Source organism: Nocardioides agri (genome assembly GCF_013778305.1).
GTDB classification, from domain to species: domain Bacteria; phylum Actinomycetota; class Actinomycetes; order Propionibacteriales; family Nocardioidaceae; genus Nocardioides; species Nocardioides agri.
In genome coordinates this window covers 15,541-29,082 of the sequence record NZ_JACEIC010000004.1, presented here as the reverse complement: position 1 = coordinate 29,082, position 13,542 = coordinate 15,541, and the positions used below count along the sequence as shown (strand labels likewise).

The following is a 13,542-nucleotide window of genomic DNA, read 5'->3' as shown; positions in this document are numbered from 1 at the left end:
CTCGGCCACGATGCCTGTCAGGTCGAAGTAGGGCGTGTCGGACTTGAACCGACGACTGGGCGATTATGAGTCGCCTGCTCTAACCAGCTGAGCTAACGCCCCTTGCGCCGGTGAGCCTACTGAGTGTCGTCCTCGTCGACCCAGGCAGGTTCAGACGTCGTAGCTCAGGCGTCCCGGGGCTCGCGGAGTTCCGCACCACTCGCAGGACCCGAGATGCCAGAGGGCCCGGCCGCAACGCGTCCGGGCCCTCTGGCTGTCACGTACTGCTACGGCCTCGGCAGGACGAAGGGCACCTGCTGGCCGGCCGCGATCGTGATGGTGTCGCGGTGGTGCCGGGTCACCTCACCGTTGGCGTAGGTCGTCCCGGTGAAGTCGGGGATCACCCGCGTCGGCTGGCCTGCGCGGAGGGTCGCCAGCGGTGCGTCCGTCTCGTCGAGCCATGCGATCAGCTGCTCGCCGAGCTGGCGCGCGAGCCCCGGCCGCTCAGCCGCGAGATCGCTGGTCTCGCCGATGTCCTTGGTCAGGTCGTAGAGCGCGAAGGAGTTGTCGGCGTAGTTGTAGTAGAGCTTCCAGCGACCGTCGCGGATGCTCGAGAAGGGACTCGACTCCAGGGCACCCCCGAAGCGGACGTAGCCCGGCAGGTGGTGGAAGTGCTCACGGTTGATCCGGGTGCCCTTGCTGAACGCCGGCTTGAGGTCGATGCCGTCCAGCGGAACTCCGGCGGGCAGCTGAGCCCGGGCGTAGGACGCGAGCGTCGGGTAGAGGTCGGTGCTGTTCACGATCGTGTCGTTGGACCGACCGCCGCCGCGAACGAGGTCGTCGTTGTCGCTCCACACGATCCAGGGGACGCGCACGCCTCCCTCGTACTTGAAGCCCTTGTCCTCGCGCAGTGGACCGTTGTAGGCGCCGGCGATGACCGGGTCTTCCTCGCCACCGTTGTCGGAGGTGAAGATCACCAGCGTGTTGTCGGCCAGGGGCTTGCCCCCGTTGCGGGGATCGGGAGTGGTCTCCAGGTAGTCGACGATGCGGGCCACGGACTGGTCGACACCCTCGACCAAGGCCCCGTACGACGGCTTCGCCGGGTCCTCGCCCGCCGGCTTGGCGTGGTACTTGGCGAGCAGGTCGGGGCGAGCCTCGGCGTCGTCGACCGGGAAGTGCGGGGCGAACTCGCTCACGAAGGCGAAGAACGGCTGGTCCTTGCTGCGGTCGATGAAGTCCAGGGCTGCGTCGGTCTGGGCGTCGGTGACGTGCTTGTCGGTGCCGACGAGGGCGTCGAGCTGGGCATCGGTGACCCCGTGGCTGTACGGCGCGATGTTCTGGTCGACGTACTCCTGCGTGTAGTCCTGCGCGAACTGGTCCAGGCTGGGGGAGACCGAGTCGTTGAACCGGTTGTTCGTCGCGAAGTAGTGAGTCGCGTTCGAGGCCTGGCTGCCGCCCCAGTTCTCGTCGAATCCGTGGCTGCTGACGATCTCGGCGGCCGACGCGGTGACGTGGAACTTGCCGGAGTAGCCGGTCGCGTATCCGGCGTGCTGCAGGGTCTCGCCGAGAGTCGTGTACCCGACCGGGATGGCGGTTCGGCCGTCCTCGGCCAGCCGTCCCTGGGTCACGCCCAGCAGCGGGTCGCCCCCCTGACCCGTGACCGGGCCCACGGCGTACACGTTGTTGGTCGGTCGGGTGGCGTACTGGCCGGTGTGCAGTGCCGTCCGCGTCGGGCTGCACTGGACGGAGGCGTAGGCCTCGGTGAAGGACTGACCCTCCTGCGCGAGCCTGTCGAGCTGAGGCGTCTCGTTGAAGTCGTTGCCGAAGCCGCCGTTGACCCGCCCGGTGCTCAGGTCGGACCAGCCGAGGTCGTCGGCCATGATGAAGACCAGGTTGGGCCGCGGGCCGGGGGTGGACGTCGGCGCGGCGCTGGCGGTGCTCGTCGGCGAGGCACCGAGCACAGGAGTCAGGCTGGCCAGCGTGAGGACGGCGGGCGCAGCGATCGCCGTGAGCATCTTCCGAGATGGCATCGGGGTTCCTTCTGGTGAGGTGAGTGCTGGCTCGCAATCTAGTGTTAGTCAGTCGGATTACTTCAACACTGTCCGCGATGCAGACGGCGGCCGTCCGCGCGCCCTCCGCGTCAGGAACTCGATCGATCTACTGTAGTTTGGCGCCATGGCGATCAACGCCGACCCCGGACGGCCGCTCCTGCCGCTCCTCGAGTCGCACCGCGGGACGCGACCGCACGACGGTGAGCACGCCGGGTCCTGTTGCGCCCCTGCCGCGACCGCCATGGCCCGCGCCGCCGCGGACACCGTGCCCTCGGTCCCGCGCGGCGAGCGGAGCACTCGCGGACAGGTCCGGATCCCGGGAGGCACGTTCTGGATGGGGGACAGCCACGGTGACGGGTACGCCGCGGACGGCGAACGGCCCACGCACCGAGTGCAGCTCTCGCCGTACCTCATCGACACGAAGGCCGTGACGAATGCCCAGTTCGCCTCCTTCGTCAAGGCGACCGGCTACGTCACCGAGGCCGAGCGAGACGGGGTGTCGGCAGTGTTCCACCTCGCGGTCGACGCCGCGCCGGCCGACATCCTGCGCGGCGCGGCCGGCGTGCCGTGGTGGCTGGCGGTGCGCGGCGCGGACTGGCGGCACCCGGCCGGGCCGCGCTCGAGCGTCGGCGACCTGCAGAACCACCCGGTCGTGCACGTGTCGTGGCGCGACGCGCAGGCCTACGCCCACTGGGCGGGCAAGCGCCTGCCCACCGAGGCGGAGTGGGAGTACGCCGCGCGCGGCGGTCTCGACCGTGCGCGGTTCCCGTGGGGCGACGAGCTCACCCATGGCGGACGGTGGCGCTGCAACATCTGGCAGGGCGACTTCCCGCAGCGCAACACCCTCGACGACGGCTACCTCACCACCGCGCCGGTGACCGCGTTCCAGCCCAACGGCTACGGCCTGCACAACACGGTCGGCAACGTCTGGGAGTGGTGCCGCGACGCGTTCCGCGCGACCGAGTACGCCGATCGGGCAGGCGAGGACCCCGTCGTCGATCCCGTCGCGGCGGAGCCGGCCGAGCCGGACGACTCCCGCGTCCCGAGGGTGATGCGCGGCGGGTCCTACCTCTGCCACGACAGCTACTGCAACCGCTACCGCGTCGCTGCCCGCTCGTCCAACACAGCGGAGTCCTCCTCGGGCAACATCGGCTTCCGGTGCGCCAACGACGCGGGCTGACCCGGGTACTCACGGGGTCGTGGGCTCAGCCCGCCCCACGCTCCTCGAGCAGCTCCGCCTTCTGCTCGCGGGTCCGCTTCAGGTCGAGCATGGCCGCGGCCGCGGTGGCGACGGCCTCCGCCTCGCGAGCCTGCGCCTCGGCCTCGGCCAGCGGGTCGGAGTCGGCGACGTCGGCGCGCGCCCGGGCGGTCTCCTCCCGCACCCGGCGGTCGTCCTTGACGGCCTTCTTGACCTGTGACTCGGTGTCCTTCAGCGAGGCCCGGAGGGCCTCGGTGCTCATCAGCGCGGCGAGCTCGCGGCGCTGGACCTCGGGGTCCCAGCGCACCGAGGGCCACTCGGGGTCCATGTCGATCAGGGTCTGGGTGAGGATCTCGGTGATCGCCACCCGGGCGTACCACTTGTGGTCGGCGGGGATGACGTACCAGGGCGCGGCCTCGGTGGACGTCCGGCGGAACACGTCGGCGTAGGCGTCCTGGTAGTCGTCCCACTTGCGACGCGTGACCAGGTCGTTGGTGCTGTACTTCCAGTGCTTGTCCGGTCGGTCCAGCCGCTTCATGAGCCGCAGCCCCTGCTGGTCGTGGCTCACCATCAGCCCGAACTTCAGCACGGTCGTGCCGGACTCCACCAGGTCGGCCTCGAAGTCGTTGATCTCGTCGTACCGCCGCTCCCACACGTCCGGGCGCACGAGCTCGTCCACCCGCGCGATGAGCACGTCCTCGTAGTGCGACCGGTCGAAGACACCGATGAGACCGGGGGAGGGCAGCTTCTTCTTGATCCGCCACAGGAAGTGGTGCTTCAGCTCCTCGTCGGTCGGCGGCCCGAAGGAGCGCAGCGCGACCCCCTGCGGGTCCACCTTGCTCATCACGTGCCGGGCGACGCCGCCCTTGCCGGCGGTGTCGAGTCCCTGGACGACGACCAGCAGCGACCGGGTGCCGCCGGCGCGGCCCTCGGCGAACAGCCGCTCCTGGAGCTCGCTGAGCAGGTCGCCCCGCTCGTCGCAGAACCGCGACGCCGCCTTCTTCCCCGACCGCCACCCGGGCGTCGCGTCGCGCTCCATCCCGACCAGGTCGAAGTCGGGACCGGCGCGCAGCATGTCGCGCGGATCCTCGCTCCACTCGTCACGCCGCTTCGACATCCTCAGTTCCCCTCTCCGGGTCGTGGCCGGCCGTCCGGGTCGAACAGCAGGTCGTACAGCCGCGGTGCCCAGATGAGCTGCGTCGCGGTGAGCTCGGGCGTCGCCAGCCGGCGTAGCCGGCCGGGCGGTCGTTGGTGCTCGTGCGGCGCCGCGGCGTACGCCGCCGCGCGGTCGAGCGCTCGCCGCCGTCGGTAGGCATGCCCGGGGACGTGGCCGCTCAACCACTGGGGCACCGGCACCGGGCGCCGTCGCGGGATCCTCCCGGACAACCGGCCGCGCACGCCCGTCCGGCGGTCGCGGACGCGGACGCGGACGCCGCCGGCGTACCACTCGTCGAGCGCGTCGGCGGAGGCGACCATCGTGTCGAAGAGCTCGTGGGGGTCCTCCGGCACCTCGTCCGGACTGCAGCCGAGGTGCTCGGCGACGAGCGTGCGCAGCAGCACGCGCGGGAAGGAGTCCTCGGGCGCCGGGCTGTCGGCATCGCCACGGTCGTCGACGACGGCGCACGCGATCTCGCTGTCGCTGGTCCACGAGCGGCGGTTGAGGTTGTCGGACCCGACGCTCGCCCACCGGTGGTCGATGATGCAGGTCTTCGAGTGCACGTAGACCGGCATCCCGGCCTCGTTGGTCAGCCCGAAGACGGCGACCCGGTCGCCACCCGCCTCGAGGATCTTGCGCATCGCCAGCGACCGTCCGTAGAGCTGCGGCACCTCGACGGCAGCGCCGTCACGGTCGGGTACGACGGGCAGCACGATGACCAGCCGGAGGTCGGGCTTGTCGCGCAGGGCGCCGGCGAAGTGGTCGCCGACCTCCTCGGACCAGAGGTACTGGTCCTCGACGTAGACGAGCCGGTCGGCCTGCGCGATCGCCTTGGTGTTGCCGAGCATCACCGAGCGCTCGCCCTCGGGGGCGAAGTCGTAGGACTTGGGATAGATCACCGGGAAGGTCCGGACGATCTGGACCACCTCGTGCCCGTCGGGCCGCGCCGGCGGGGGTGGCGCCTGGTCGCCGAGCGGCTCGGGGGAGAGGTCCTCACGGTGCACGAAGCTCGACAGCAGCCGCCCGGGGTTCAGCGTGAGGGGGGTGCTGTCCTCCCAGCGCTCCCGGAACGTCGTCTCGACGTCGTGGACGGCCGGACCCTGGATCGCCACCTGGACGTCGTGCCAGGCGGGGGTGGGGCCGTAGGCCCGCGCCATCTCGACCGGCTGCCGGTCGCCCTGGTGCTTGGCGTCGTCGCGCCGGCCGTTGCACAGGTCGATGCCGCCGACGTAGGCGATGTCGCGCTCCGGGTCGGCAGCGTGCCGGATCACCACGAACTTCTGGTGGTGGGCGCCGCGGGTGCGCACGCGCATGTCGCGCAGGCACTGGCCGCCGGCCTCGCCGATCTCGTCACCGAGCTGCCGGTGCCGGTGGGCGCTGTAGCCCAGCCGGTGCCAGTGCGAGCGCCACAGCAGCCCACGGACGTCGACGCCGCGGCGTACGGCGTCGATCAGCGTGTTGTTGAGCGTGGCGCGCGGGTCGTCGGTCAGCTGCTGGTCGGGGTCGCCCTGCCAGTCGGCGAAGTAGAACCGGTCGCCCGGCCCGAGCGTGCAGATGCGCTCGTAGAGCTCGCCGAAGTAGTCGCGCCCGTGCACCAGCGCCCGGACGCTGTTGCCGGTGCTCCACGCCGTCCCGTCGCCACGCACCGCATCGATCGCGGTGTGCGGGTTCTCCCTCTCCTCGCTCACGAGGAGCCACTCCCTCACGTCCACGAGGGCCATTGTGCTCCCGGTGGTCACTGCGCAAACGGCTCGTGAACGCCTGGTGCGTTTGCGGAGGACCGCAGAGGCGCAAGATGCCGGTCATGGAGGGGAGCCAGACACGCCTTCGTCGACTGACCAGGGCCGTGGTGTACGCGCTGGTCGTGGCGGTCCCGATCGCCGTGCTCGCCTACCTGGTGCGCACCCAGTTCGGGCCGCTCATCGACCTCGACCAGGAGGTGAGCGTCGCCGCCACCGACTTCACCAGGTCGCACGACGGGTTCCACTCGTTCGCGCACGCCTGGGAGATGGTCAGCCAGCCGTGGGTGATGTACGCCGTGCTCGGGGTGCCGGCGTGCGTCTTCGCCTGGGCCAGGCTGCACCTGCGCACGCGCGCGATGTGGGCGCTGGCCACGATGGCCACGGGCTGGCTCATCGCCGTCCTGCTCAAGCTCCTGGTGCAGCGGACCCGGCCCGTGGTCGAGGACCCGTTCGCCGTGCACAGCGGCTACTCGTTCCCGTCGGGCCACGCCACCAACAACGCGATCGTCGTGACGGTGGTCCTGCTGCTGCTGCGCCACGCGATGGGCGTGACGGCTCGTCGCGTCCTGCTCGCCGTCGGCGTCGCGTGGGTGCTCATCACCTGCGCCGACCGGATCTTCATGGGCGCCCACTACCTCTCCGACGTCACCGCCGGCGTGCTGCTCGGCGTGGGCCTCTGCGCCGCGTCGTACGCCGGCTACCTGGGCTGGAGCCCACCGAACCCCACTGAGAACCACACGAAGGAGGCCGCTGATGACGATGCTCACCAGGTGGCATGACGACCAATCTCGCCCGACCGCGAAGGAGGCCGCCCGTGACCTCGGCGTGCGCGTGGTCGCGCCGCTCTTCGTCTGGTGGCTGGCCGTGCTGGCGATCGGCTGGGCCCTCACCGACGGCCCGCTGAAGGAGTTCGGCGTCTCCGAGGAGAAGCTCAACAAGTCGATGGCGTCGTCGCGCACGCCGTTCCTCGACAACGTGACGCTGGTCTTCTCGTGGGTCGGCGCGACCGTGAGCATCATCGGCGTCTGCCTCATCGTGGTGGGGCTGGTGTGGTGGCACACGCGGCAGTGGTGGTACGCCGTGGTGCCGCTGATCGCGATCTCCGCGCAGGCCCTGGTGTTCTTCTTCACCACGCTGCTCATCGACCGCGAGCGGCCGGACGTCGAGAAGCTCGACGACTCCCCGCCCACCTCCAGCTTCCCGAGCGGGCACACCGGAGCGGCCACCGGCCTCTACTTCACGCTGGCGCTGATGGCCCTGCGGATCCGGCAGCCCGCGCTCCGGGCGGTCGTGGTGACCGTCTGCCTGCTGGTGCCGTTCGCAGTCGGCACCGCCCGGCTCTACCGCGGCATGCACCACCTCAGCGACGTCGCCGTCGCGATGGTCAACGGCCTCGTCGCCTGCCTGCTCGCCTGGCACTGGCTGCGCCGGGGCGACGAGGACGGGGACGGGTCGGCAGACGGCCGCACCGAGTCGAAGAGGCCGGCAGACCAGACCTTCGCCTAGGTATGGCCCCGCTCAGGCGGGGTAGACACCCCTACAAGGGGCCGGGAGACATGAGGGAGACCATGACGCATCAGAACATGTCGGCTCACGCCGACAGAGCCACCTCGGCCGCCAAGGGGGCCGCGAACCGAGCCGGGGACAACCCGGTCGTCGAGTGGGGGGCACGGCTGGGCTACGCCGCCAGCGGCGTGCTGCACCTGGTGCTCGCCTGGCTGACCGTGCAGATCGCGACCGGCGACGGCGGGCAGGCGAGCCAGTCGGGTGCCGTCGCCACCGTGGCGCACCAGCCGTTCGGTCAGTTCCTGCTCTGGGTGCTGGGGATCGGCTTCGCGCTGCTGGCGCTGTGGCAGGTCACGGAGGTCTTCTCGCAGCGCGAGGCCTTCGACAAGGCCAAGGCGGGCGGCAAGGCCGTCCTGTACGCCGCGCTCGCCTACACCGCGCTCGTCTTCGCGCTCGGCGGACACACGTCGAGCAACAAGCAGACCAAGGACTTCACCCGGAGCCTGATGGACGCGCCCGCCGGCCGCGTGCTGGTCGGCCTGCTCGGTGCAGCGATCATCGGCGTCGGGGTCTACCACATCTACAAGGGCTGGAAGCAGAAGTTCCTCGGCGACCTCCAGGAGCACCCCGGTCACTGGGCCGTGATCGCCGCTCGGATCGGCTACATCGGCAAGGGCATCGCGCTCGTCGCGGTCGGTGTCCTCTTCGTCGCCGCCGCCCTGAAGCAGCACGTGGGCAAGACCACCGGCCTCGACGGCGCGCTGAAGGCGCTGCGCGACCTGCCCGCCGGTCCGGTCATCCTGATCGCCATCGCACTCGGGCTCGCGGCCTACGGCGTCTACTCGTTCGCCCGGGCGCGCTATGCGCGGGTCTGAGATCACCGTCGTCGTCAACCCGATCAAGGTCGACGTCGACGAAGTCCGCGAGACGCTCGCCGAGGTCGCCCGCTCGGCGGGCGTGCCGGAGCCGACGATCGTCGAGACGACCGAGGACGACCCCGGCTTCGGGCAGACCCGGGCAGCGGTCGAGGGCGGCGCCTCCGTGGTGTGTGCCCTCGGCGGCGACGGGACCGTGCGCGCGGTGGCCGAGGAGCTGGTCGGCACCGGCGTCCCGCTCGGGCTGCTGCCCGGCGGCACCGGCAACCTGCTGGCCCGCAATGTCGGCGGCCGGGTCGACCCCATGGAGGACGCCGCGCGGGTCGCCTTCACCGGTCGTGACCGCGCGATCGACGTCGGCTGGCTGGTGCTCGACCCCACCCCGGAGCAGCTCGAGGGCCTGCCGGAGCCCGCCGACAACGTCCACTGCTTCACGGTGATGGCCGGGGTCGGCTTCGACGCGCAGATGATGGCCGACGCCCCCGAGGGCGTGAAGGACAAGGTCGGGTGGGCGGCGTACGTCGCCAGCGGCGGCAAGCACCTCACCGACCCGCCGTTCTCGCTCGACCTCGTCGTCGACGGTGAGACGACCGGGGCCCGCAAGGCCCGGACCGTCGTCGTCGGCAACTGCGGCGAGCTCACCGGCGGCATGGTCCTGCTGCCCGACGCGCTCTTCGACGACGGCCTGCTCGACGTCGCCACGGTCAGCCCCGAGAGCCTGACCCAGTGGATCGGCGTCGCGGCCCGGGTGCTCGCCAACCGCGACGACAGCCCGGCCCTCGAGCGGGTCAGTGGACGTGACGTCACGCTGAAGGTCGACCCGCCCCAGCTCTGCGAGGTCGACGGCGACGTGCTCACGGAGGCGGCCACCCTCCGGTTCGTCCTCCAGCGCGACGCGCTCGTGGTCCGCGTGGGCGACGACGACTGAGCCACGGGGCCCGTAACACGCCCGTGACCAACCCTCGTCGGTGAGCACAGCCGAACCGACGAGAGTTGTCCGGTACGACGAACACAGTGACGCGGGTCATTCCTACGGTGGGCGCCATGACCACCCTGTCCGAGGTGAAGGCCTGGATCGCCGAGCAGCTGCCCGCGCTGATCGAGAAGTACGACGTGCCCGGCGCGGCCGTCGGCGTCCTGTTCGACGGCGAGGTCGTCGACGACGCCGCCGGCCTCCTGCACCGGGGGACCGGGGTCGAGGCGACGACCGACTCCCTCTTCCAGATCGGGTCGATCACCAAGCTCTGGACGAGCACGCTGGTGATGCAGCTCGTCGACGAGGGCAGGGTCGACCTGGACGAGCCGGTCCGCACCTACCTGCCGGAGTTCGCGATCGGCGACGACGCCGCGGCCGCCGTCATCACGGTCCGGATGCTGCTCAACCACACCGCCGGCTTCGAGGGCGACATCTTCACCGACACCGGCGTCGGCGACGACTGCGTCGAGAAGTACCTCGGCGTGCTCGGCGAGGTGCCCCAGCTGTTCCCGCCGGGGGAGATGTTCTCCTACAACAACGCGGGCTTCTGCGTGCTCGGCCGGCTCGTCGAGGTGCTCCGCGAGAAGCACTACGACGCGTGCCTGCGCGACCACCTCTTCGCGCCGCTGGGCCTGACCCACGCGGCCACGAACCCCTACGAGGCGATCATGTTCCGCGCCGCGATGGGTCACGTCCAGCTCGAGCCGGGCGCCGGCTACCAGCCCGCCCCGATCTGGACCTTCGCCCGCTCCAACGCGCCGGCCGGGTCGATGCTCTCCATGCGACCGCGCGACCTGCTGAAGTTCGCCGCCATGCACATGGCGGACGGCAGGGCCGAGGACGGGACCCAGGTCCTCGCGCCCGGCACCGCCGCCGCGATGCAGGCGCACGCCGTCGACGTGCCCTACCTCGGCGTCATGGGAACCTCGTGGGGCCTCGGCTTCGAGCGCTTCGACCTGCCGACCGGCGACATCGTCGGCCACGACGGCAGCACCATCGGCCAGAACGCCTTCCTCCGGATGCTCCCCGAGGCCGGCGTCGCGGTCGTGCTGCTCACCAACGGCGGCGACATCATCTCCTTCTACGAGGACCTGGTCACCCCGATCATCGAGAAGCTCACCGGCGTCCAGGTGCCGGCGCTGCCCACCCCGCCCGCTGACGCCGAGCGGATCGACGCCAGCCGGTACGTCGGCACCTACGCGACCGAGGTGGGGGAGCTGACCGTCAGCCAGGACGACGACGGCCGGATCTGGGTCGTCACCGTGCCCAAGGGCATGTTCGAGGACCTCGGCGAGCAGCCGGACCGCAAGGAGCTCGTGCCGTTCCGTGACGACAGCCTGATCCCGCTGGAGTCCGAGCACGGCATGCACCTGCCGCACGTCTTCCTCGGGGACGACGGAGAGGGCCACGCCCTCTACCTGCACGTCGGTCGCGCCATCCGGCGCGCCGGAGCCTGATCCCCACCACACCAACGCGACGACAGGAAACGCCATGAAGCTAGCCAGCTCTGCGATCTGCCTCTGCGTCACCGCAGCTCTCCTCGCCGGGTGCGGCGGGGGCGGCGACGACGACCCCGGGACCAACGAGGGGGGTGCCAGCACGTACGCCGACGGCGGCACCTTCACGATGGCGCTCAAGGGCGACCCGGGCAAGCTCGACCCGCAGTCGTCCGCGGGCACCCAGCTCTTCACCGTCAACCAGCTGGCCTACGACACCCTCGTCTCGGTCGACGGTGAGACCGGCGCCGTCGAGTCGCAGCTGGCCAAGGACTGGGCGGTCGACGGCACGACGGTCACGCTGACCCTGAACGACGGCATCACCTGCGCCGACGGCAGCGACTTCACGGCCACCACCGCCGTCGACAACCTCGACTACGTCGGCAACCCGAAGAACAAGAGCCCGTTCCTCGGCACGTTCTACCCCGCCGGGGCGAAGGCGAAGGCGGACGACGCCGCCGGCACCGTGACGATCACCCTGGCGGCGCCCGCGCCGTTCGTGCTCAACGGCCTCGCCAGCCTCCCGATGGTCTGCGACGCCGGCATGCAGGACCGCACGTCGCTGGCCGACAGCACCAACGGCAGTGGCCCGTACGAGCTCACCGAGGTGGTCCCGAACGACCACTACACGTACCAGATCCGGGACGGCTACACCTGGGGTCCGAACGGCGCGACGACGGCGGAGGAGGGCATGCCCGACACCGTCGTCATGAAGATCGTCGAGAACGAGAGCACCGCGGCGAACCTGATCTCCACGGGCGAGATCAACGCCGCGCAGGTCCTCGGCCCCGACGTGAAGCGCCTCGACGCCCAGGGACTGTTCGCCGCCGAGACGCCGGCCCTGCTCGGCGAGCAGTGGTACAACCACAACGACGGCCACGCCACCAGCGACCCGGCCGTCCGGATGGGCCTCACCCAGGCGCTCGACCTCGGCGAGCTCGCCTCGGTCGCGACCGCCGACGCCGGCACGCCGGCCACCACGCTCGCCGCGATCCCGCCGGTCGCCTGCCCCGGTGACTCGGCCGCCTCGCTGCCGGCGCAGGACGTGGACGCCGCCAAGGCCGCGCTCGCCGGCAAGCCCGAGCTGACCTTCCTCTACTCCAGCGCGGCGGGCAGCGCCTTCGCCGCCGCGGCCGAGCTCGCCGTCCAGCAGTGGGAGGCCGCCGGCGTGAAGGTGAACGCCAAGGGCGTCGACGAGACCGCGCTCCAGGGCGCCATCTTCGGCACCGGCGACTGGGACATCGCCTGGGTCCCGCTGAACGTCAACACCCCCGACCAGCTCGTGCCGTTCCTGTCGGGCGCCGGCATGGCCGAGGGTGGGACGAACTTCTCCGGGATCGACAACAAGGACTACACCGACGGCGCCACCGCTGCCAGCAAGATGGACGGCACCGACGGCTGCGACACCTGGCTGCAGGCCGAGTCCGCTCTGATGGAGGCGGCCGACATCGTGCCGTTCGCCAACAACGTGGTGAAGACCTTCGGCAACGGCGCGGAGTTCGAGGTGCCGGGCGCCCTGGTGCCGACGAGCATCCGGATGCTGGCGAAGTGAGCTGAGGTCACGCATGTCGTTGGCGAGCTCGGTCGCCCCGGCCCCACGGGTGGGAGTCCTCTCTCACCCGTGGGTCCGGTTCGGCGTACGACGTCTCGGCCGTCTGCTGGTGTCCCTGTGGGTGCTGGTGACGGCGTCGTTCCTCATGATCCACCTGATCCCGGGCGACGCGGTCCGCGCGGCCCTCGGGCCGACCGCACCGCCGGAGCTGGTGGCGTCGACCCGGGCGGACATGGGTCTCGACGACCCGCTCCTCGTGCAGTACCTGCACTACCTGCAGAACCTGCTCCACGGCGACCTCGGGACGTCGCTCATCTCCCGGCTCCCGGTCTCGGACATCATCGCGCAGCGGTTGCCGGCGACGCTCGAGCTCGCCGTGCTGGGCTTCCTGCTCGCGGTGGCGATCGCGGTGCCGGTGGGGGTCACCATGGGGGTGCTGACCCGCCGTGGCCACGGCCGACGCACCGAGCTCGCGTTCACCACCACGAGCGTCGTGGTCGGCATCATCCCCGACTTCCTCGTCGCCGTCGGTCTCGTCTACGTCTTCGGCGTCAGCCTCGGCTGGCTGCCGGTCGCCGGCAACGACACGGCGTCGGCGTACGTCATGCCGGTGGTGGCGCTGGCCATCGGCCCGGCCGCGATCCTCGCCCGGATCCTCCGGGTCGAGATGGTCGCGGTGCTCGGGGCCGACTTCGTGCGCACCGCGCGGGCCAAGCGGATCCCGAACCGCAGCGTCTACCTCCGCCACGCCCTGCCCAACGCGCTGACCGCGACGCTGACCCTGGGCGGCCTGATCCTCAGCGCGCTGGTCGCCGGCACGGTGCTCGTGGAGAACGTCTTCGCGTGGCCGGGGCTCGGCAGCACGATCGTGTCGTCGATCCTCAACAAGGACTACCAGGTCGTGCAGGCCATCGTGATCGTGTACGGCGTCGGCGTGCTGGTCATCAACACCCTCGTCGACGTGGCCCTGGCACTGCTCGACCCCCGCTCGATGATCAAGGAGGGCTGAGC

Annotated in this window: 10 protein-coding genes, 1 tRNA gene and 1 pseudogene; 8 read left to right on the top strand and 4 right to left on the bottom strand. The window is 70.9% G+C overall.

Annotated features, from left to right (window positions below; all coding sequences use genetic code 11):
- Window positions 1–28: 28 nt before the first annotated feature.
- Both HZF07_RS22220 and HZF07_RS22215 read right to left on the bottom strand, forming a co-directional pair.
- Window positions 29–102 (bottom strand) — tRNA-Ile (locus HZF07_RS22220).
- 164 nt (window positions 103–266) lie between these two features.
- Window positions 267–2,009: a sulfatase-like hydrolase/transferase gene (locus HZF07_RS22215; RefSeq protein ID WP_157339762.1), complete on the bottom strand. Its 1,743-nt coding sequence runs from the start codon at window positions 2,007–2,009 to the stop codon at window positions 267–269.
- A gap of 355 nt (window positions 2,010–2,364) precedes the next feature.
- Between HZF07_RS22215 and HZF07_RS22210 the strand changes: the two genes are divergently transcribed.
- Window positions 2,365–3,210: a formylglycine-generating enzyme family protein gene (locus tag HZF07_RS22210; protein ID WP_458329475.1), complete on the top strand. Its 846-nt coding sequence runs from the start codon at window positions 2,365–2,367 to the stop codon at window positions 3,208–3,210.
- Between the two features lie 289 nt (window positions 3,211–3,499).
- On the opposite strand, the pseudogene HZF07_RS22205 reads toward HZF07_RS22210, so the two are convergent.
- Both HZF07_RS22205 and HZF07_RS22200 read right to left on the bottom strand, forming a co-directional pair.
- A pseudogene (locus HZF07_RS22205) lies at window positions 3,500–4,303 on the bottom strand (PPK2 family polyphosphate kinase); the annotation flags it as partial.
- Between the two features lie 44 nt (window positions 4,304–4,347).
- A complete protein-coding gene (locus HZF07_RS22200; protein WP_181645595.1) occupies window positions 4,348–6,096 on the bottom strand; it encodes a phospholipase D family protein in 1,749 nt (582 codons plus the stop codon).
- 137 nt (window positions 6,097–6,233) lie between these two features.
- Between HZF07_RS22200 and HZF07_RS22195 the strand changes: the two genes are divergently transcribed.
- The 7 genes from HZF07_RS22195 to HZF07_RS22165 all read left to right on the top strand — a co-directional run bounded on the left by HZF07_RS22195 (window position 6,234) and on the right by HZF07_RS22165 (window position 13,540).
- Window positions 6,234–6,905, top strand: a complete 672-nt coding sequence (locus HZF07_RS22195; protein WP_198346317.1) for a phosphatase PAP2 family protein — start codon at window positions 6,234–6,236, stop codon at window positions 6,903–6,905.
- Entirely contained in the window at window positions 6,880–7,632 is a 753-nt protein-coding gene (locus tag HZF07_RS22190; protein WP_157339760.1) for a phosphatase PAP2 family protein, read from the top strand. Before HZF07_RS22195 ends, HZF07_RS22190 begins: the two co-directional genes overlap by 26 nt.
- Before the next feature lie 62 nt (window positions 7,633–7,694).
- Window positions 7,695–8,507: a DUF1206 domain-containing protein gene (locus HZF07_RS22185; RefSeq protein ID WP_198346316.1), complete on the top strand. Its 813-nt coding sequence runs from the start codon at window positions 7,695–7,697 to the stop codon at window positions 8,505–8,507.
- A complete protein-coding gene (locus HZF07_RS22180; RefSeq protein WP_157339759.1) occupies window positions 8,494–9,435 on the top strand; it encodes a diacylglycerol/lipid kinase family protein in 942 nt (313 codons plus the stop codon). Before HZF07_RS22185 ends, HZF07_RS22180 begins: the two co-directional genes overlap by 14 nt.
- Window positions 9,436–9,551: 116 nt before the next feature.
- Complete coding sequence (locus tag HZF07_RS22175) at window positions 9,552–10,940, top strand: serine hydrolase domain-containing protein (protein WP_157339758.1); 1,389 nt, start codon at window positions 9,552–9,554, stop codon at window positions 10,938–10,940.
- Between the two features lie 34 nt (window positions 10,941–10,974).
- Window positions 10,975–12,531 (top strand): ABC transporter substrate-binding protein, encoded by a 1,557-nt coding sequence (locus tag HZF07_RS22170; RefSeq protein WP_157339757.1) that lies wholly within the window; start codon window positions 10,975–10,977, stop codon window positions 12,529–12,531.
- Window positions 12,532–12,580: 49 nt separating this feature from the next.
- Window positions 12,581–13,540, top strand: coding sequence for an ABC transporter permease (locus HZF07_RS22165; RefSeq protein ID WP_309504927.1), 960 nt, complete (start codon window positions 12,581–12,583; stop codon window positions 13,538–13,540).
- Window positions 13,541–13,542: the final 2 nt, after the last annotated feature.